The sequence below is a fragment of the Microbulbifer maximicatervae (SeqCode) genome, assembly GCF_052467065.1.
In genome coordinates this window covers 1,162,719-1,182,868 of the sequence record NZ_CP174299.1, presented here as the reverse complement: position 1 = coordinate 1,182,868, position 20,150 = coordinate 1,162,719, and the positions used below count along the sequence as shown (strand labels likewise).

The following is a 20,150-nucleotide window of genomic DNA, read 5'->3' as shown; positions in this document are numbered from 1 at the left end:
GCGAAGCAGCGCTTTTAGCGGTCCAGCACGAAGTGCGATCATTGCGCGTTTTGTTAGTTGTTTTGATTGTGCACATAACGCCACCTAAATAAAATTACCCAAAGAGTGCTAAAAACTACAACCACTGTTGAATGTGCCACCCAACTACCAAGAGAGCAAAAATATGTTGCTGCTGCAGTTATAGCAACTACTGCTAAGGAAAGTGAAGAGTAACTCAGCTTTGTATGAAGCTTACCGGCGGACATGAAACTTATAGCGATATAAATAGGTATTGTCGCTGCTAATAATTCGTATGGCTCAGGTAGTATTGATAACTTTTGGCTGCCGATCATTATAAATGCAGCAAACCCACCTAAACCCACCATAGCTGGATCATTGTAGCTTTGCGGATAATTTTGCTTAAGCCAACGTAGTAGCCAGATGGTTAATAGAATAACCAAAACAGAGGCGGAAATTATTAAAGCTAAAAATATATCCATATCTCAATTCTTGGAGGACAACTAACGCCAAGCTTTGGGGCGGGCCACGCAGTGGACCGTCCCAGCAGCCGAAGGCTGCGACAACAGCGCCTTGTTATGTGTTTTATCAGAGGCCACTTGTTTTAACCCCGGTAAATTCATCCCAGCCGCGACAAAACTCTTTGGATTTTGGCCCCAAATAAGGTACAAAACCATTTGGATCTATTGGGCCTGGAATACGATTTAATATATTTTCGAGGAAGCAAGTGCACGCTGCATTTGCCGGATCGCCGCCTTCGACCACTACTGACTCTATAAATGAAAATAGCTGTTCACCATTTGAGAGAGTACCAGCTTCAAGCCTTTCTACTACCAAAGTGCTGAAATCGCTGAATACTCCATGAACCGTTGAGTCTTTACCGAAATTAAAAGCAGCATCTTCCGAAGACCAGTAGTCAGGAAACTCCGGAATAAAGACCTTCAGTTTTTCTACATACTCAGATACTTGATTCATGTGCTTTTACGCATAAACGCCTCTATAACCCGCAGCTGGAACGCAGCGAAGCGGAGTGTAAGCTGTCGGGCGCCGTAGGCGCGAAGTTCATCGACTGGTTATGCATTTCTGCGCTTGTTACTCCGACGATTATTAACTCTTTCAATTAGTTCTGGGTCTCTATTGACAAACTTCTCAATAATTGCGAAGGATCTTGAGCTGCTCGTTTCCCTTAAAATACTTTGAACGAACCAAGGTAGGAGTGCGGCAACACTAACAATGGACGCTGATCTATTAACTACAGGACTAAACTCAAAGTATGCATTTGAAATAAAAAGTATGATAAAGAATCCCGCCATAAATGGTGCATATTTAATGTCTTTTTTTAGACTTAAGAAAAAATCAATCTCTTTGTTGGTCATTTAGAATCTCTGTATGCATAACGTCTGGCTCTGGGGCTGCATGGAGCGCAGCGTAATGTAGTCCCTAGCAGCCACTTGTTACGTACTGAATTTGCACAGATGTTTGATTGTTTTTTCATGTTCTTTACCCACCAAACCGACATCTTGATGAAAACGAAATCCAGACCTCTTAACTTTGGCCGCTTCAAGTGCCTTTTGTGCTTCTGAACCATCGTTATTGATTAGAGCTTTAGAGGCATGCCACTTATAATGATCAAGTGGAAACGTAAGCCTATCAACATGCTCATGTAATACACTTAGTGCGTAAGCGTACTCATTTTTTATTTTTTGAGTTGCCACCAAATATGGATAATCAAGGTACACCCCTGTTTGATGGTTTGGAAGCTCCCTTTCTCTTTCAAGTATCTCTTTAAAAGTGGCTATACATCCTTCGAGATCATTTAGCTCGATAAATGCATTGGCTTTTGCTAATAGTGCTCGAACATCTTCAAATTTGTCTTTTCTGGATTCGAAGTATTCATCAACCAAACGAATAGATATCTCTGGATGCTTGTCAGCCAAAGCAAGAGCTTGGATTACCAAGTACTGATCTCGTTGCGTTCTTGCTCGTTTCAACTTCGAGTAGAAGTGCTCTTCGATAGATTCGTTCCAATCTTTATTTCTATACCAATCGTCAAATGACACGATATTCCCTTAGCACGTAACAGTTAATTCAAAAGAAGCGTCTTTATATCACTCTTCTATATATTTCTGCTGCAGTCATCCAAGATTAACCAAAAACATAACAATATCAGTAGGTTAGAGGCTTTGGCGCAATCCTCAACAGGTAGATATATAACAGCGGCTATATATCTACCTGCTTTTCTTGCTCATGACAATAGTGTCACCCCCTTTAAAGTCAATGACTTAGCTCGCTCTTTCCAGAAATAGGAGAAGCTTCTATTGAATTCTGATATTGAAAGTAGAACAAGATATGAAATGCTGTATATAAGACAGTTTGAATAGCAATGTTATGGAAGATATTTGCGGTTGAGTACTAAGTAAGACTGAATGCTTCACGGGAGTCTCCTGGTAGCATATTTGAAGTTAAGTACGGTTGTTTTAGGAAGGAGAGGTAAACTTATACTCACTGGGAGAAGCAGTTCATATATTTTGTTATGGAAAATAGTCTCACTGGTAGGGTGGGCAGGTTGAGAGAGGCCTCTTTCACCTCGTACTTCAAGGAAGCACTTTCCCATTTCGAAATAGCTAAAATATAAGTCCTATTATCGGTTTTATATAAACGTTTTGAATTTTTCAGTTTTTCATTTGAAAAATCATCTGTTTTTTTATATTGCAGGCTATAGATGATGAAGTGCTGGAGTTAAACAGAAAAAAGCCGGCATTGTGCCGGCGGCAAAGCAGACGTCGAAAGGAAGAGACGTTGCAGAGAGACTGTAATTCTTACTCGATGCCCTGGCTCGAATATGAGCTGGGCATCTTTTAAATATTGCTAATCAATCAGGCCTTTTTACGCAGCAGCACACAGGCATCTGCGGCAGCGAGCTCTAAGCTATTTCCTTCCGCATTGCCAGTAAACAGTGCAGGGGTAATATTGTGCGCACTGGAGAACTCGGTGGGTAATTCCAGGGTGCCACTGGTTTGCCCCAGGTTGAGAACAACCAGCATTTCTTCGTTGTCGCTGCGCCTTACAAAAGCAAATAAATCGCTGCCGGTGTCGATCACTTCCTGCTCCGCTGTCGCCAGCGACTGGGGTAGCTCCCGGTGCCATTCAATTAATGCGCGGAAGCGGTTGAGCATGGAGCGCTGAGTGTCTTGCTGTACTTCTACCGCTCGCTGCTGGTGCTCCGTTGAAACGGGCAGCCAGGGTTTTGCTGTAGAAAAGCCAGCGTTGTCGTCGCTGCTGTTGGTCCAGGGCATCGGTGTGCGGCAGCCGTCGCGGCCTTTGAATTCCGGCCACAAATTAATGCCGTAGGGGTCTACCAGATCTTCATAGGCAATTTCCGCTTCCGGCAGGCCCAGTTCTTCCCCTTGATAGAGGCAGACACTTCCGCGCAGTGCCAATTGCATCAGCAGGAACAGCGGGGCTCTGGTATCGGCTTGATCGTCGTTAAAGCCTTTGTTCCAGCGGGTTATTGAGCGGGGTACATCGTGGTTGCTGATCGACCAGCAGGGCCAGCCCTTGTCGATTACGTCGCGGTTTTTTTCCAGGGTTTCGCGCAGGAAGTCCGCACTACAATCCTCAGTCAATAGATCGAAGGAATAGGCCATGTGCAGGCGTTTTTCCGTGGTGTACTCGGCCATGATTTTATGGGTATTGTCGTCGCCAACTTCACCTACGGTTACAGTGCCGGGATATTGATCCATTAACTGTCTTACCCGCTGGAGAAACACCAGGTTTTCCGGCTGGGATTTATCATTCTGGTGCCACTGGTAGTCGTAGTGATTGACTGGCGGCAGGCCTTTCTCGTCGAGCTTGAGCGGGCGCGCCGGGTTATTGCTCAGGGCCTGCTGATGGAAAATAAAGTTGACCGCATCCAGTCGGAAACCATCTACACCCCGATCGAGCCAGAACTTCATATCGGCGAGCAGCTGCTCCTGGACTTCCGGGTTGTGCACATTCAGGTCCGGCTGTTCTTTGAGGAAGTTGGCTAAATAGTACTGGCGGCGGCGGGTACACCAGCGCCAGGAGCCTCCTCCGAATACGGATACCCAGTTGTTGGGAGGGGTGCCATCTTCTTGGGGATCAACCCAGACATACCAGTCCGCTTTGGGATTGTCGCGGTTGGCGCGGCTCTCATGGAACCAGGGGTGCTGGTCCGAGGTGTGGCTGAGGATTTGGTCGATAATCACTTTCAGGCCGCGCTCGTGGGCCGCTTCGATCATCCGGTCGAAATCTTCCAGGTTGCCAAAAATAGGGTCTACATCGCGGTAGTCGGCAACGTCATAGCCAAAATCCACCATCGGCGATTTGAAAAAGGGTGAGATCCAGATGGCGTCTACGCCGAGGGATTTTACATAATCCAGTTTTTGCGTAATTCCGGGAATATCACCGATGCCATCTCCGTTGGCGTCGCAGAAGCTGCGTGGGTAAATCTGATAAATAACGCTATTGCGCCACCACTCATAGCTGTTGCCGCTCATGGATTACTGCCTTGTTTCATTATTTGAAATGTGGAGATAGTCCACCTTTAAAGGATAGGGTGAGTATGGAGTAGTCATTGGCGGGCTTCCTCCTCCCCGGCGAGGGGGGAGAGGGGGGTAAAGGGTGACCGGCCTGGGGTGGTTTGGTATTGGCGGGCGGGGGATGAGGAGCATAGTGGGCACGTCCCTGTGCCGCTGGAGCAGGACTGTTTAGGGCTTGTCCTGGACCGAGCGAAGCATTTGCTCGGCCAGGGCGATGGCCTCCTGGCGATCCTTGACGTCCAGCTTTTGGTAGAGGCTGCGGATATGGGTCTTGATGGTGCTCGGTGCCACCTTAAAGTGACGGGCGATTTTCTCGTTCGACAGCCCCGAGTGAATCGCATTGAGTACCTGCCATTCCCTTGGGGTGAGTGGGGAGTGGCGCAGGAAGTCCGGCACCGCATCGCTGGCCAGTATCTCGCGGATAATGGTGTCATCCAGTTCGATGCGAATACCACCGTCCAGCTCTGGCTGCTGCTGTGCCGCTTTGATCAGTTGTTGGGCTTTGCTGGACTCCGCATCTCCCAGGCCATTTTCCAGGGCGGCTTTCAGGATAACGATTAAAGGTTTGCCGATCTGCAGGAAGCTGGCGCGAAAATCCCGTTCGTGGGAGAGAAGCAGGGCTTCACTAATAGCCTCCACAGATTGCGGGTATTGCTCCCTCAGCCACAGCAGGTGGGATTCCAGCACCCGGTTGCGCAGGCGATCTGTTTCCAGGCCGCACTCGTTGGCGACTTGTTTCAGGCGGCTCAACAGGCGGTTGGCATCGGACCAGTGGTGCAGCTCAATCATCGCGCGCACATGGTTGCGCCCGTGGCACTGTTCAAAGTGATTGCTAGGCCTGTCGGCGACGGGAGTAGCCTGTTCCAACCAGCTTGCGATGGCCTGCTGATTGCCCAGGGCGCGCCAGGTGCGGATGCGGGTGGCATCGGCGTTGGCGATCCAGTCCCGGTGGTAGCGCCCGTCAGTGAGCAGGCGCTCGATACGCTCCAGCCACTCCAGGGACTCCTCTTTCTCTCCTCGGGCCTGGGCGATTTTTAACAGCAGGGTGTACTCCGGCAGCAACCAGTGCTCGCCGACCCGGCGGTTGATTTGCATACCTCGGCGAGCGGATTGCTCGGCACCTTCCAGATCGCCGGACTCCCATTGAAGCTGGCCGCGCAGCCGGCACACAAATTCCGAGATGGGTAGTGTGGACAGGTGATTTTTCTGCACGAGGGTCTGCACCTTCTCCTGCAGCGTGGACGCTTTTTTCAGCAGGCCCTGGGCAAAGGCGATCTCGGTCTGCTGGCAGATGGCCCAGGCGGCACTGGGAATATCCTGTTCGGCGATCGCCAGGGCCTCAACTTCCTGCATATAGCGGTTGGCCTCTTGCAGGGCACCCAGGCAGAAGCTGGTCTCACCGGTGACCAGCAGAGCGGAGATTCTCTCGCCCAGCTGGTCTGCGCGCAGTAGGGCCAGGGCTTCTTCAGCATACTCCTTGGCTTGCAGTGTCTGTCCTCGGGCAATGGCCACCTGGGCGCGCATGGTGGCAAAGGCGCCTTCAAAGTCGCGCCACTGTGCCGGGTCCTCCCGCTGTAGCCAGCTCTCGGAGGCCGCCAGGTTTTTTTCGCACAGGTCGTATTCAAAATTCTCCCGCGCCATTTTGGCGGACAGGAGGGTAAAGCGGGCGCTGTGTTGCAGGGCTTCGTCACCGAGCCAGTCGAGGCAGTCCCGCAGCAGGCGCGACTGCCCCGCGCGCAGAAGCTGTTCTCCTCGATCGTTGAGCAGTTGCTTTAACCGCTCGCGGTCGCCGCCGGCCAGGGCGTGGCGCAGGGCCTCCACTGGCTGGTCTAATTCTTGCCAGGTATCACAGGCAGTGCTGTGCAATTGCAGCAAGTGTTCGCGGTCATTAATTTGCCGCTGCAGGAAGCGGGCGAAGACCGGGTGAAAGCGGAACCACTGGCGGCTTGAATCCTGCGCCTGCAGGAATAACCCGCGGCGCGCGGCTTCTTCCAGCAACTGCTGACCATCTTGCCGACCGGTAAGGCGCTCAGCCAGCTGGGCGTTAACCCGGGTGAGGATCGATGTGCAGGAAAGGAGCTGGCGCAGTTGGGGTTCCAGCCGCTCCAGCACTTCCTCAGCCAGGTAATCGAGAATATGACTGTGGCCCTGCTCCAGCTCTGCCAGATAGCGATCCACTTCGTTGCTGTCGCGCACCGATAAAGTGAATAGCTGTACGGCGGGGGGCCAGCCCTCACTGAGGTGATGCAGTTGGGCTGCGCGGTCGCCGTCGAGATTAAACGGCAGGCGCTGCTTGAGCAGGGTGGCGATTTCCTCAATGTTGAGGGCCAGCTCATTACTGCCCAATTCCAGTAATCGCCCTTGAACCCGCAGGGTGGCCAGGCCCAAAGGCGGTTGGCTGCGACTGGTGAGAACAATACCGACACCGGCGGGGGCGTGGCGCAACAAAAAGCGGGTAGTGTCGTGCACCTGCTGGTTGTCGATCTGGTGGTAGTCGTCCAGTACGATGCGCAGTTCGCTGGGCAGGCCCCGCAGTTCCGACAGCAGGTGGCTCACCAGGGTTGAGGGGTCCGGGCGCTGGGGCGCGGACAATAACTGGTGAGTCTGGGGGACGCCATTGCCGGTCGCCCTGTGCACGCTTTCCACCAGGTAGCGGCAGAACTGGCTCGGTTCATTATCACTGGCATCCAGCGTATACCAGGCGACCGGGTTGTCCTGCTGTGAGGCCCAGGAGGTAACCAGCGTGGTCTTGCCGTATCCCGCAGGAGCCGTCACCAACAGCAGTTGATCGCTGTGGCATTGGTTCAGAACCGACAGCAGGCGCGGGCGCGATAGGGCGTGCTCGGGGCAATCCGGCAGGCTGTATTTGGAAGTTAAAAGCATCGCTGCGGGAGGGATTGTTATAAATGTTTGATTTTTGTACAGCCACTATTATGCACCAGGACCCGGGTATTGTTACAGCACTGTAATAGGCCAGCTTTCTGGTGATTCCGCCTCTTGGGTGGCAAATTGGAGTGGCGCCGGTTTAGCTTTGGGCAGTATATTACTATTCGGGTTAAATCGGTCATCTCAACCCGTCGCAATGCAGTTTCTGCGGCTCACTAGTGGGTACGTTAGTTCATATTTACTGTGATGTATCCACACTGGCTCGTAAAGGGATGCATGACTGTGCAGCTTCCCCTCGCGCCACTTTCAGTATTTTTTCGATTTTTCTTTGGCAGTGAGAATGCCCCTTGTGCGGGTTTTCATCAATGTTCATTCAATTAAAAAAGCCGAGCGCTGCGAAGGCGCCGATAGAATAATAAGAAGAGGAAGCCATGGCGGATATCGTAATCCTTGCTGCTGCGGGTATGGGGGCTGTGGATAACACGTTTGCAAAGCCACTGTTTTTGGCATTGGAAACCGAGCTTGGGGAGGAGTGGTCGCGTCTCTACTGCGCTGAATTACCCGGCCTGGAGCACTTCCAGAGCAATATCGAACGCACCTTTGAGAGTATGCAGAAACGCGAACTGGACTTCCTGCGTGCACGAAAATATTTACTCCTGGGGATGTCGCAGACAGCGGCACAGTCTGGCAATGTGGATCGCCGGGATAGCAACTACGAAAAGACCCAACGCGAGATCTATGCGGCGCTGGCCAAGGCCGCTGATCAGGTTGATGAGCGGGCTCCGGTGATATTGATCAGCCATTCGGTGGGTTGTATCAATCTATCTAATTACCTCTGGGATGCCCAGCGCCCCAATGTCAGTTGCGGTGTTTGGCGTGATGGTGGTCCCGCAGGAGTTCACAAAGGGTCTGCGCGTGAGAGATTTTTGCGCCTCAAGACCCTGAGCCATTGGTACACCCTGGGGCCGACAATGCCCCTGTGGTGTGCCGATCGACCCCGGGAGCAAATTCAAGCGGTTACCTCCAATACCCGGGGATACAATTTTCGCTGGAAGAACTTTTATCACCCCAATGACCTGTTTGGCTGGCCCCTTAAACCACTGAGCCCCTCCTATAACCAGGCGGTGTGCCGTGATTATGAGACTTGTTCGCTGAGTGATCACGGCGCTTTGAGTCCAGCGGCTTTTCCCTCGCCCCCTGAGGATTACTGGCGGAACCCGATAGTTGTTGAGCAGCTGATAGAGGATGTGCGCTCCCTGCTCAAGACGGTGAATAAGCCCGCTCATCGGCATCCACAACCCTCTCAGCAGGCTCTCGCGGTATAATCCCCAATTACCTCAATAGTCTCCTGTAAAAGATGAAGGGCCGCTTTCTTATGTCGCTGCAATATCACCTGGTTCCGGTTACTCCTTTCCAGCAAAACTGCTCCTTGCTGTGGTGTGAAGACAGTAAGCGCGCGGCTGTTGTCGATCCCGGTGGCGATCTCGATAAGATTCTGGCGGCGGTGGAGGAGCGCGGTCTCAAGCTGGAGAAAATCCTGCTGACCCACGGCCACCTGGACCATGTAGGCGGCACTGCGGCGTTGTCCAAGCAGCTCCAGCTGCCGATAGAGGGGCCGCATAAAGGCGATGATTTCTGGATTCAGCAGTTGCCCATGCAGGCGCAGATGTTTGGTTTCCCCGCTGTCGAAGTATTTACTCCAGACCGCTGGTTGGAGCAGGGAGATACGGTTACTGTAGGGGATCAGGAACTGGAGGTGCACCACTGCCCGGGCCATACCCCCGGCCATGTGATTTTCTTCCACCGCCCCAGCCAGTTGGCTCTGGTGGGAGATGTTTTGTTTGCCGGTTCGATCGGGCGCACTGACTTCCCCCAGGGAGATCACGATACCCTGATTCGCTCTATCAAAGAGCGCCTATGGCCGCTGGGTGATGAGGTTCAATTTGTACCGGGACATGGCCCCATGTCCACTTTTGGCCAGGAGCGCCAAACCAATCCTTTTGTCGCCGACAAGCGCTTTGGTTAAGTGATACCTGGATTCCAATAACAGGCGGGAAGTACAGCGCCGGGAGTCCCATTTTATGTTTGCAGGAAAAATACGTCTTTTTCTCGCCTTGCTGGTGCTGGGGTTAAGCGGCTGCGCAGTAATTTCCGAAGAGGAGTGCCGCGCGGGGCTCTGGTATGAGCGGGGCCTGCAAGACGGCGCTCGCGGTCGCTCACAGTCGCTGGTGTACGATATTGCCCAAGAGTGTGATAGCTACGACATGCATGTGGATAGCGATGCATGGCTGCAGGGCCATGAAGAGGGTGTCGAGACTTACTGCACTGCAGAAAATGGCTATCACCAGGGGCGTAGGGGACGTAATTACCAAGGGGTTTGCACTGGCCCTACTGCTGATTTGTTTTTACAGAATTACGAGCGCGGTCTCGCCGAATACCGTATAGAGCAGCATTACCAGCGCCTTTTGTGGCGCCGGGATAATTTAGAGCGCGAGTTGCTCTCCCTGCATTACGCCTATCGGAACACTGATAGTGAAGCCCAGGCCCAGGCATTGTACTTGCAGCGCAGTCGCCTTCGCTGGGAGCTGCGGATGTTGGATATGGAGTTGTTTCGTTACGGCTTGTTTGGCCCCACGCATTTAACACCCGGCTATTATCCCTCCGGATTTTTTTCTGCCAGATTATTTTATTGGTAAGTAAAAAAAATTTTTGATCCTGAATGTAAGTAAAGAAGTCCGGGTTAATGCTCCGGTATCACACGCACAAGAGATTTATTGTAATGGCAATTTGGCATTTAGATCCTTCACTGGAAGAACTGAACCAGGGAATATCCCAGTGCATGCCCGGCTACCTGGGAATGGAAATTACGGAAATTGGCGATGATTACCTGGAAGGGACTTTGCCCGTAGACCATCGCACTCGCCAGCCCTTCGGTATTTTGCATGGTGGTGCCAATGTCGTATTGTCGGAGACGCTGGGTTCCATAGGCGCCAACCTATTAGTGGATACCGATAAATTTTATTGTGTCGGTCAGGAAGTTAATGCCAATCACCTGCGCCCTGTCCCTGAGGGGGAGGTTCGCGGTCGTGCAAAACCCGTGCATATTGGGCGCAGCAGCCAGGTGTGGGAAATTCTGATCTATGCACCCAATGGGAAGCTCAGTTGTATTTCTCGCATTACCATGGCTGTTGTAGCTCATGGTGCCTAGTATTATTTCTTGGGTTGCGAGTGGAGATCCCGCTTGAAACAGGCCCAGGATTTTATTTTTGAAGATATTCCCTATCGCTTGGTGCGTTCGAGCCGGCGCAAGCGTCTGGGGCTGGTACTGTCATCCGGTGGTGTGGAAGTGCGAATTCCACAGCGTTGCGCAGCCCGTTATGGGCATGAATTCCTGCAGGAAAATATCCAGTGGGTGAGAGCACAGTTACTCGCAGCCGACCGGCGCGCTGCGCAGGTGCCGCAATATCAGTACGCTTTTGATGAGAGTTTTCCCTGGCTGGGACAGCAGCTTCCCTTACAGCGTGCAACGAGCAGTAAAAGTGCCGGTATTGGCAATGGTGCTATCGGGCTCTATACCCGCTATCGCCAGCCCGATAACACGCAGCTGCAAACTGCTTTACAACGCCTTTACCAGCGGGAAGCATTGGCATTATTAACGCAAAAATCCCATGTGTTGGCCGAGCAGCTGGGGTTAAGTATTTCATCAGTAAAAGTTCGTCGTACCAAAAGCAAGTGGGGTCACTGTAGTATTCGCGGTGAGCTGCAGTTTAACTGGCTTGTTTGTCTCGCTCCTGAGCCGGTGGTGGATTACCTGGTGGCCCACGAGGTCTGCCATTTGCAACACCATAACCACAGCCGCGCTTTTTGGGATTTAGTCCAAAGTGTGTGCCCCAGATTTAAAGAGTTGCGCCGCTGGTTGCGCGATAACGGTCACTGTCTGACCTTGTAACTTTTCTATTCTTTAGTTGTACTGAATTCTCCTAATTAATTATGAGTAAGAAGCCCCGTTTTATTACTGGCCGCAAGCCGGTTAAAAAAAACTTGCCGAGCCGCGCTGAAGCGACAATAGAAAAATTTAGTCACGATATGCGCGGTATTGCCCGGGTGGGTGGCAAAACGGTGTTTATTGATAGTGCCTTACCGGGAGAGCAGGTTAAATTCCGCTATACCGCACGGCGCGGCCGTTTTGATGAGGGAATTGTTGAGGAAATCCTATCGGCTTCAGCGGATCGGTGCGCGCCGCAGTGCGCCTATGTGGATTCATGTGGAGGCTGTTCGGTTCAGCACCTGGAGCCATCGGCACAAATTATTGAAAAGCAAAAAATTCTTTTGGATCAGTTGTCGCGCTTTGGTGGAATTGAACCCGAAGAAATACTGCCGCCGTTAACCGCTGATCCCTATGGTTATCGGCGCAAGGCCCGTATCGGCATTCGCAAATTGAAAAAATCCCAGGGTGGTGAGTTGCTTTTTGGTTTTCGAAAAAAGCACAGCAATGATTTGGTAGATATTGATGAGTGCCCGGTACTACATACAAAAATTGCCGAACATTTAGGGTCGCTAAAAAAACTTGTTGGCGAAAGTGAAGGCCGGGCAAACTTTTCTCATCTGGAAGTGGCGGTTGGAGATGATGTGACAGCTCTGGTGCTCCGCCATTTAAAGCCTTTGTCAGATAAGGGCTTGGCGCTCTGGTTAGCATTTGCTAAAAGCACTGGTATACACCTGTATATACAAGGTGGCAGTGATGCTTCCCTGGAGAGAATCTGGCCGACAGAAGGAGCTGCTTATCTAAGTTATCAGTTGCCGGAATTTGACCTGACGCTGAGATTTAAACCGCAGGATTTTGTGCAGGTAAATTTTGCGATAAATCGGCAGATGGTGAGTCGAGCCGTTGAGTTACTCGATCCGCAACCCTCCGAGCGCGTATTGGATTTATTTTGCGGGTTAGGGAATTTTACCCTGCCATTGGCGCGTCGTGCAGCGGAAGTGATCGGGGTCGAAGGTGTCGGCGCTTTAACTCAACGGGGTGTGGACAATGCCGCTTTGAACCAATTACAAAATGTGCAATTTTATTCTGCCGACCTAAACGAAAAAATGGCAGGTGCGCCTTGGGCAGAAGAAGGTTTCGATAAAATCTTGTTGGACCCTCCGAGGGACGGCGCTCTGGAGGCGGTGCGCGGGTTGGCGCGATTTTCTGCCAGTAGGATCGTCTACGTCTCCTGTAACCCGGCCACGCTGGCTCGGGATGCCGGTGAATTGGTGAAGTTGGGGTACCGGTTGAGTAAGGCGGGTGTCATGGATATGTTTCCCCATACCGATCATGTTGAGTCGATGGCAGTATTCGACAGAATTTAGGGCCTATTGAGGCCGGGAAAACTAACGTAAACTGCGGTAAAACCGTTTAAGCGAAGTTGTTATGCAAAGCGAAACCCTAACCGATAATTTTGAAGATAATTGCGCGCGCTTTTTGCCTGAAGCTGTAGGCCAGGGCTGCGTCTGGGCCCTGCAGGGGGAGGAGGGCTTTGCACTTTGTGAGTCTGAAAAGCGGGCCGATACCGAGGTTATGCCCTTTTGGTCGCAAAGAGAATTTGCACAAGACCACTGCGAAGGAGACTGGGCTGACTATGAGGCAGTGGCAATTGACCTGGAAGAATTTATGGATGACTGGCTCACCGGCATGCATGAAGATGTCTTATTGGTGGGGATAAACTGGAACGCCGAACTGGAAGGGGTTGAGGTGGAGCCCCTGGACCTACTGGAGCAGTTGGAGCAAGAGCTGCAATAAACTGCGCCATAGTGCCCCACCCAGTGGATAAAAATTACTCAACGGGGTGTCTCAAATGGGGCAGATTCTTGGCTTGCGCAAAACAGTCTACGGAGTTGCCAACATTACCGAGGCTGTGGCTTGGTATACGCAGGTACTCGAACAGAAACCCAGCTATGAAAGCGATAGCTATGCGGCGTTTAGTATTGGTGATTGCGAGCTCGGATTAAATGCCGATGCGCGCAGTGCGATCAGCCGGGCCGATGGTGTAGTTGCTTACTGGCAGGTTTTGGATTTGGCCGCGCAGATTGAGCGACTCGGCACTATGGGGGTGCGGCAGCACACGGATATAGAGGAAGTTTCTGGACGTGTGCTGATGGCGAGCTTTCTCGACCCCTATGGCAATGTTTTTGGATTGATTGAGTACCTGCAAACGCCCATTGAGAGATAGGACCATTAAACGGAGCAGTTCCTGTGGATAAGCCGCCCATTTCCAGATTTCGTTCCCCCAATCGAAGTTTTGCTGCTGAAAGCCTTGCGCAAATTGGGCGGGGTTATGTGGTTCCGGATCGAGTGGCTTTAATTACCGGCTGCTCAAGCGGTATTGGGCGGGAGCTGGCTTTGGCGCTACATCGCCGGGGAACCATAGTGATTGCCACGGCGCGCCGCCCGGAAAGTTTACAAGAGCTGGCGGACCTGGGAATTGCCACTGAGGCCTTGGATGTGAATTCCCAGGCGGATATCAATCGAGTGGTTCACGCAGTAAAAGCGGCATACGGGCGGCTCGATATTTTGGTCAATAACGCCGGTTACGGTCAGATGGGGCCATTGCTGGAACTGGACACGCGAGCACTGGAAAAGCAGTTCCGAACCAATGTATTTGCCCCTCTCGCTTTGATTAGGGCCTGTGTACCTTTAATGCGTTCGGAGCAGGGCGGAATTGTGTGTAATATCGGTTCGGTTTCCGGTGTAATGCCTACACCTTTCTCCGGTGCCTATTGTGCTTCTAAAGCGGCCCTACACTCCATTTCTGATGTTTTGCGACTCGAACTAAAACCCTTTGGCATTCGGGTAATGACGGTGCAACCCGGTGCGATCGCATCGGAATTTGGTCGCCACGCTGAGACATCCCTGCGCGGTCTTTTGCCGCCGGACTCCCTGTATAAACGGCAGGAAGAGGCGGTTAGGGCCCGAGCCCAGGAGTCCCAACAGAATGCTACATTGGCAAGCACACTGGCCAAAAAGCTGGTGCGTGAGCTGCTGCGAAAACGCGCTCGTCCTTTGGTGCGTATTGGCAACCGCAGCAGCCTGTTGCCCTGGATGGCACGCTGGCTGCCGCGCAGTTTTAGGGACTGGTTTTTAATGCGGAGATTTAAATTAAATCGCCTCGCTCACAAAAGCTGAGGATTGTTATTCTGGTTTTTGCAGTGAGTGGTTGGACTCCTTCAACCACTGTTGTACTTCGTTGTAGTTGCCTCGATACAGAATTTTCTGTTCCGATTTCTTCATTAGATGGTCGTAGCTGCCGTCATAGTATTCTTGCAACAGTGACACGACGACAGGGATGTACACATCACTATTATTCGTTCTCAGTAATTCTTGGTTAGCTGAAGCTAAGGCTTCGTTGAGCTGCTTGTAGCGCAGCCCTCCCAGGCGTTTACTGATTTTATTGAGATTGAGATGTAATTCTTCCCCCAAAGATTCAGCTGCTGATTTTTCACTGCTTTTAAAGCGCTCTAAGCCCTCGTGAACATAATTTTGCACAATGCGCTGTGCCCGTGTTTCCAATGGCTCCTCGACAAGAACCCGGGGAGCGGCCTTCATAGCGGTTTGCAATACTGGAGGAAGTGCGCAGCGTCCAACTAGACGGCTTTCATCTTCAATAGCAATAGCACCTGTCTGTTGGGAAAGCTTCAGCAGGTCGATACTGATCTGATTTTCAAAATCGATTTGTGAAGGTTGGCTACTACTGGTACGGCCAAAGCTAGAACCTCGATGTTTTGCGATCCCCTCAAGGTCGATATACCGCCGCGCAGCCTGGATTAATTCCGTTTTGCCACTGCCGGTGTGACCAGCAACAACGATAAAGGGCAGTTGGGTACAATACTTTTCCAGCTCGTTTAACAGGAACTGCCGCATGGCTTTATAGCCACCCTCTACTATCGGGTATTCAATATTATTCGAGCGCAGCAGTTTTTGTGTCATTCGGGAGCGCAAACCGCCTCGGAAACAGTAGAGGTAACCTTGGGGGTGTTTACGTACAAATGCGCTCCATTGTGAAAGACATAAGCTTCGCACTTCATCTGTTGCTAAACGCCAGCCAAGGTCAATTGCTGCTTGCTGGCCTTTGTTCTTGTACTCAGTCCCGATCAGTTCACGTTGGTGATTGTCAAGCAGGGGGTGGTTTCTTGCGGAAGGGAAAGCGCCGCGAACAAACTCAACTGGGGCGCGTACGTCCATCAGCGGAATATCATTCAGGAAGATGTCCGTGTAATTCGCAGTATCGGTCCGCAAGGTAGCACTCCTGCTTATTCAGAAAATAGGTGGTATTTGATTGTATCTCCATTTTCTTTCCAGGCCTATGGCAACTGAAGGAGCTGCCTGTATATGCAATATATGATGTGCTTAGCGTTAGATGACAGTTTGATATTTACACCGGAAATTAATGCTCAGTATGAGAGAATACTTTTTTAATTTATTGCTCGATAGCTCAGTGTTTACATTTACTTTTTGAACCTAATGCGATTCCAGGTCACAGAAGGTAAATCTTAGCTTCCCTGAATTATTGCAGCTGATTTAAAAATCCTGGAAGCATTTGGATTGCATAAGGGGCAGGTTGCTCCTGCGTGTATAGAGGATAAAAACATGGCTAAAAAATATATCTATATCCCGATAAATAGTGATGAAATGCAGGAATATGCGGAGGGGTTGGCGAAAGCCTGGGGCATACCGGTGAATCAAATCCTGGCCAATAAAGTAACCTCCGGTTTTGGAAAAGCCATGTATCGGTGGGTGAACCAGTGTTTGAGTAAGCTGAATCCTGCCGATACCCTTTACATCGTAACCCATGGCACGGGTGCCGGGGATGGACAATTTATTGGTGCTGAGCGCTCCACGAGTAACAACAAGCAGAAAAAAGTATATGTAAGCGGCATGCCTAACTGGCAAGGAGGAGAGTGGAAAACCTACACGCCTCGACAGCTAGCAGATACCTTGGTTAAAGAGGGGCTTCCCGCTAATTTCGTTAATTTACATGTTTGCGCCTGTGGTTCCGGCTACGATGGAGAAAAGTTAAGACCTTGGGCCCAACGCTTGCGCCAGGCGATGGTTGGTACCTATAGAAATATTCAGGTCACTGGATATAGAGGCTGGTTCTCCTGCAGTACTGCCAGGGTTTGTATTAAAGTAGGCACTCAGTTTTATCCATTGGAAGAACGGGCAGTTACTTTCTCCTGAATTTTGTACCCCTAATGGAGCTGGGGTTATGGCGTAGAAGTGCGCTCCATCTAGTTTCCCGGGTATACCCTGAATAGATAGCTGAACAGAAATCTGAGCAGCTTTTATATTCAGGGATATCTTTTTCATGACTGTTGATCAGTTACTAATCCTGATTATTTTAAGTGTCACTATAACCCTGTTTATATGGGGGCGGTGGCGCCACGATATGGTTGCTTTAGCAGCCTTATTGACTTGTGTTTTTACCGGTCTGATTCCTCCGGAAAATGCTTTTATTGGTTTTGGGCATCCAGCAGTCGTGACTGTTGCTTGTGTGTTAATCCTGAGTCGCGGTTTACAAAATACCGGTGCAATGGATGCACTTGCACAACGAGTTGTCCGCAAAAGCGGGAGTATCTCAGTATCCATATTGTTACTCATTGGGCTTGGCGCGTTTTTATCGAGCTTTATGAATAATGTCGGCGCGTTGGCTTTATTAATGCCCGTGGCTGTGGATATGGCCGAGAAACAGAAAGTGGCACTGGGGAGGGTTTTAATGCCCCTGTCTTTCGCAACGATTCTGGGGGGAATGACCACACTGATAGGTACACCGCCAAACCTGGTCGTTTCCGGTTTTCGGGCGGATTCTGGCGCCGGTAGTTACGGTATGTTTGATTTCACCCCGGTGGGTCTGGCAGTTGCGATAGCTGGAGTTTTGTTTATCGCATTCGTTGGATGGCGCTTGGTGCCTACGCGCAACCGAACGGGGGCCTCCTCCTTTGAAACTGGCACATATTTAACAGAAGCACTTGTTGAGGAAAAAAGCGTAGCTGCCGGCAAGAATCTACGTGAAATTTCCAAGATGTTGGGAACAGAAGATGCCCAGGTTGTGGGTGTCGTACACAATGATGCCAGGGTCTCTCCCGCGACTCCCTGGCATAAAGTAAATAGCGGTGACATTTTGGTCATTGAGGCGGAGCCGGAGAGCCTTGCCACCTGCTTGTCCAATCTCAGTTTGAAAACAGTGGGAGCCCTTGGGGCAGATTCATCGGGTAAGGCTCGACAATCGGGTAGCAATAATACCGAGAGTGATTCTCAGAATAAGCCCCCAATAAAAGCGCTGGCGGATCGTACCGAAATGCAGCTGCGAGAGTTGGTTGTCATGCCAGACTCCCCCTTAGTGGGACGCCCTATGAGGTTTTCACGCCTCGCAGCGAGATACCAGATTCACTTGCTAGCACTCTCGCGCCAGGGGCGCCGCTCGGTGCGCCGGTTGCGTTCGACACCATTACTCGCCGGCGATGCTTTGTTAATGATGGGGGCTGATAAAAACTTATATAGCTTTGCGCGGGAAAAAGGCTGTGTGCCTCTGGCCTCAAGGGATATTAGCATCCCCAACAAGGAGAAGGCGGCCATTGCCTTACTGGCGATGGTGCTTGGTGTCGCGGGTGCAGCATTTGGCCTGTTACCAGCCGCGATCTCGTTTGCCACCTGTGTATTGGCTTTTATGGCGTTGAAGATAGTGCCGTTGCGAAATGTTTATGACTCAGTTGATGGGTCCGTAGTAGTGCTATTGGGCACTCTGATTGCGGTTGCCGATGTGATGGAGTCAACGGGAGCTGCCGACCTGATAGCTCAGGTTTTATTGGATGTCCTGGCTCAGGGTAGTGCTGTTTTGGCCCTGGGGCTGATCCTGGTGGTTACCATGACCCTGTCTGATTTTATGAATAATGTCGCTACTGCGGCTGTGATGTGTTCAATTGCCATGAGCACCGCAGAACAACTGGCGGTGAACCCGGACAGTTTCCTAATGGCTGTCGCAATTGGAGCTTCTTGCGCATTTCTGACGCCGGTTGGGCACCAAAATAACACCTTAATTCTGGGACCGGGGGGCTTTGAGTTTGGTGATTACTGGAAAATGGGGCTGCCACTCGAATTGTTGGTACTGGTTGTGAGTATCCCTATGTTGCTTTGGGTTTGGCCCTTGTAATCGCGGTGAGCTCAAGCAATAGAATCGTCTACCGGCTGGGCCAACTCTGCCATGAACTTACTACAAAAGCGCAGAATATCAGTCACAGTTACAATTCCAACCAGCTCGCCTTCCCGCATAACCAGCACAGAGCCAATACTGGTATCGGCCATAGCTAAGAGAATTTTATCCAGCGGGTCGTGGATATCTGCGATAAAGGGACGTCTGGCACATAGGTCATGTACATAGAGCTGCTGCTCTTCTAGGCGGTGTCCCGGTGCATTGGCTCTTTCGATATCCCCTCGGGAAATGACCGTCTCCAAGTCGCCCGCACGTGTTACCGGCAGGTGGCGTACTTTGTGCTCCTCCATCATTGCCAGAGCATCCTCTACCGTGGCATTGATATCGATATGGTAGGGAAATGGCGTCATCAGAGCGGCCAAAGTCGGTATATGGTGGATATTATTGTGAGTGGACATAGTATGATCTGGGTATCCAATTGTATTTGGCAATATGCTCGATTACCGTTACACAGCGACTAATTTGCAATTGACGACTGCAGCTACAATATAGCTAATTGCGCTCCCTAGGGATATCCTTTTAAGATTGCAGATATGGCCGCCTTTGTTACACTTTTTAGCCCTTATTTTGAATTATTCCTATTATATTCAAAGGTAGGGACACAAATGGTTGATATTTGCCGGTGAAAGATTATTATTCGCGACCTCAGTCGAAAAATATAATCAGTGATTCGGAGTGTTTGCCGAACCGAGCTGAAATCGGCTAGTTTTTAATAATGTATTTGCCGAATATACCTAACACCAGAACTACACGATGTGTAGTGGTATCTACTCATGTATATCGGGCAATTCATAATATGCCGGACTAAACATCACTAAATTGCTTGCCATTGGCCAGCCATGATGTTTGTTGATTTTTTACACGGTATATCCGAAATAACAATCTGTGTCGCCCAGCGCCACAGATATATCTCTGTGTTTTTTAATAACCGTCGTTGAGGTTTATTGAATGTTTCAGGAATACGAACAACTTGAACAACAAATCGCCGAACATCAGGCAAGAATCGAAGAGTTACAAGAGCAAATGGCTCAGGCTGAACGCAAGAAAGATGGCGTAATTGCCTATGATAAAGCACTGGTAAACCTTGCTGCTGAATACCACATGGATGAAGAGGAGTTCTTCGTTGCCCGTGGCCAGCAAATCGTTGAGTGGCTGGTAGCACAGCTGGGAGATGAAGATCCTGCAGACTACGTACAAACCCTGAAGGCTCGCGTTGCCCGTCACCTCAAGAAGGAAGGTGACAGCCCCCGTCGCGGTCGTCGTGCAGCACCGGCAGCAAAGGCAGCAGAGCCCAAGCTGGAAACTGGTCACTATCGCAACCCGTATACCGGCGCTACTGTTGAAAAGAAAAAGCGTAATCCTAAGGCCCTGAGCCAGTGGATTGATGAGTACGGTCTGGACACCGTAAAAGAGTGGAAAATCTAATTCTGGATGACCACTAATTTGATGCCGGATATCC

At 50.8% G+C, this 20,150-nt stretch carries 20 protein-coding genes; 12 read left to right on the top strand and 8 right to left on the bottom strand.

Going from position 1 to position 20,150, the window contains the following annotated elements; translation table 11 throughout:
- Positions 1-53: 53 nt before the first annotated feature.
- The 6 genes from ACJJI1_RS05230 to malT form a co-directional block, all read right to left on the bottom strand.
- Entirely contained in the window at positions 54-479 is a 426-nt protein-coding gene (locus ACJJI1_RS05230) for a hypothetical protein (protein WP_444958743.1), read from the bottom strand.
- Between the two features lie 106 nt (positions 480-585).
- Positions 586-972 (bottom strand): DUF7674 family protein, encoded by a 387-nt coding sequence (locus ACJJI1_RS05225; RefSeq protein WP_444958742.1) that lies wholly within the window; start codon positions 970-972, stop codon positions 586-588.
- Positions 973-1,070: 98 nt separating this feature from the next.
- A complete protein-coding gene (locus tag ACJJI1_RS05220) occupies positions 1,071-1,373 on the bottom strand; it encodes a hypothetical protein (RefSeq protein ID WP_444958741.1) in 303 nt (100 codons plus the stop codon).
- A 78-nt stretch (positions 1,374-1,451) separates the two neighbouring features.
- On the bottom strand, positions 1,452-2,057 hold the full coding sequence (locus ACJJI1_RS05215; protein ID WP_252085123.1) for a tetratricopeptide repeat protein: 606 nt from the start codon (positions 2,055-2,057) through the stop codon (positions 1,452-1,454).
- An 816-nt stretch (positions 2,058-2,873) separates the two neighbouring features.
- Positions 2,874-4,517 carry an alpha-amylase family glycosyl hydrolase gene (locus ACJJI1_RS05210; RefSeq protein ID WP_444958740.1) on the bottom strand — a complete coding sequence of 548 codons (1,644 nt, stop codon included), beginning with the start codon at positions 4,515-4,517 and terminating at the stop codon, positions 2,874-2,876.
- Positions 4,518-4,727: 210 nt separating this feature from the next.
- Complete coding sequence (gene malT, locus ACJJI1_RS05205) at positions 4,728-7,442, bottom strand: HTH-type transcriptional regulator MalT (protein ID WP_444958739.1); 2,715 nt, start codon at positions 7,440-7,442, stop codon at positions 4,728-4,730.
- A gap of 434 nt (positions 7,443-7,876) precedes the next feature.
- Here malT and ACJJI1_RS05200 point away from each other — a divergent pair, with 434 nt between their 5' ends.
- The 9 genes from ACJJI1_RS05200 to ACJJI1_RS05160 all read left to right on the top strand — a co-directional run bounded on the left by ACJJI1_RS05200 (position 7,877) and on the right by ACJJI1_RS05160 (position 14,610).
- Positions 7,877-8,770, top strand: a complete 894-nt coding sequence (locus ACJJI1_RS05200) for a hypothetical protein (protein WP_444958738.1) — start codon at positions 7,877-7,879, stop codon at positions 8,768-8,770.
- Positions 8,771-8,820: 50 nt separating this feature from the next.
- Positions 8,821-9,471, top strand: a complete 651-nt coding sequence (locus ACJJI1_RS05195; protein ID WP_108734664.1) for an MBL fold metallo-hydrolase — start codon at positions 8,821-8,823, stop codon at positions 9,469-9,471.
- A 55-nt stretch (positions 9,472-9,526) separates the two neighbouring features.
- The gene (locus ACJJI1_RS05190) at positions 9,527-10,141 is read left to right on the top strand and encodes a DUF2799 domain-containing protein (RefSeq protein WP_444958737.1); all 615 of its coding nucleotides are present in this window, start codon (positions 9,527-9,529) and stop codon (positions 10,139-10,141) included.
- Between the two features lie 83 nt (positions 10,142-10,224).
- On the top strand, positions 10,225-10,653 hold the full coding sequence (locus ACJJI1_RS05185; RefSeq protein WP_444892114.1) for a hotdog fold thioesterase: 429 nt from the start codon (positions 10,225-10,227) through the stop codon (positions 10,651-10,653).
- A 33-nt stretch (positions 10,654-10,686) separates the two neighbouring features.
- Entirely contained in the window at positions 10,687-11,394 is a 708-nt protein-coding gene (locus ACJJI1_RS05180; protein WP_444958736.1) for a M48 family metallopeptidase, read from the top strand.
- Between the two features lie 41 nt (positions 11,395-11,435).
- Positions 11,436-12,797 carry a 23S rRNA (uracil(1939)-C(5))-methyltransferase RlmD gene (rlmD, locus tag ACJJI1_RS05175; protein ID WP_444958735.1) on the top strand — a complete coding sequence of 454 codons (1,362 nt, stop codon included), beginning with the start codon at positions 11,436-11,438 and terminating at the stop codon, positions 12,795-12,797.
- 61 nt (positions 12,798-12,858) lie between these two features.
- Positions 12,859-13,227 carry a DUF2750 domain-containing protein gene (locus ACJJI1_RS05170; RefSeq protein ID WP_108734659.1) on the top strand — a complete coding sequence of 123 codons (369 nt, stop codon included), beginning with the start codon at positions 12,859-12,861 and terminating at the stop codon, positions 13,225-13,227.
- Positions 13,228-13,282: 55 nt separating this feature from the next.
- Positions 13,283-13,657, top strand: coding sequence for a VOC family protein (locus tag ACJJI1_RS05165; RefSeq protein WP_108734658.1), 375 nt, complete (start codon positions 13,283-13,285; stop codon positions 13,655-13,657).
- A 23-nt stretch (positions 13,658-13,680) separates the two neighbouring features.
- Complete coding sequence (locus ACJJI1_RS05160; protein WP_413663457.1) at positions 13,681-14,610, top strand: SDR family oxidoreductase; 930 nt, start codon at positions 13,681-13,683, stop codon at positions 14,608-14,610.
- 6 nt (positions 14,611-14,616) lie between these two features.
- On the opposite strand, the gene mnmH is transcribed toward ACJJI1_RS05160, so the two are convergent.
- On the bottom strand, positions 14,617-15,720 hold the full coding sequence (gene mnmH, locus ACJJI1_RS05155; protein ID WP_444958734.1) for a tRNA 2-selenouridine(34) synthase MnmH: 1,104 nt from the start codon (positions 15,718-15,720) through the stop codon (positions 14,617-14,619).
- 351 nt (positions 15,721-16,071) lie between these two features.
- Here mnmH and ACJJI1_RS05150 point away from each other — a divergent pair, with 351 nt between their 5' ends.
- Together ACJJI1_RS05150 and ACJJI1_RS05145 are read left to right on the top strand one after the other, a co-directional pair.
- Positions 16,072-16,662 carry a hypothetical protein gene (locus ACJJI1_RS05150; protein ID WP_444958733.1) on the top strand — a complete coding sequence of 197 codons (591 nt, stop codon included), beginning with the start codon at positions 16,072-16,074 and terminating at the stop codon, positions 16,660-16,662.
- Between the two features lie 127 nt (positions 16,663-16,789).
- The gene (locus ACJJI1_RS05145; RefSeq protein WP_444958732.1) at positions 16,790-18,631 is read left to right on the top strand and encodes an SLC13 family permease; all 1,842 of its coding nucleotides are present in this window, start codon (positions 16,790-16,792) and stop codon (positions 18,629-18,631) included.
- 11 nt (positions 18,632-18,642) lie between these two features.
- Here the strand turns inward: ACJJI1_RS05145 and ACJJI1_RS05140 are convergent, their stop codons facing one another.
- Entirely contained in the window at positions 18,643-19,089 is a 447-nt protein-coding gene (locus ACJJI1_RS05140) for a CBS domain-containing protein (protein ID WP_282931120.1), read from the bottom strand.
- Between the two features lie 550 nt (positions 19,090-19,639).
- Between ACJJI1_RS05140 and ACJJI1_RS05135 the strand changes: the two genes are divergently transcribed.
- Positions 19,640-20,116 (top strand): DNA binding protein, encoded by a 477-nt coding sequence (locus ACJJI1_RS05135; RefSeq protein ID WP_282931121.1) that lies wholly within the window; start codon positions 19,640-19,642, stop codon positions 20,114-20,116.
- The last annotated feature ends 34 nt before the right edge of the window (positions 20,117-20,150 follow it).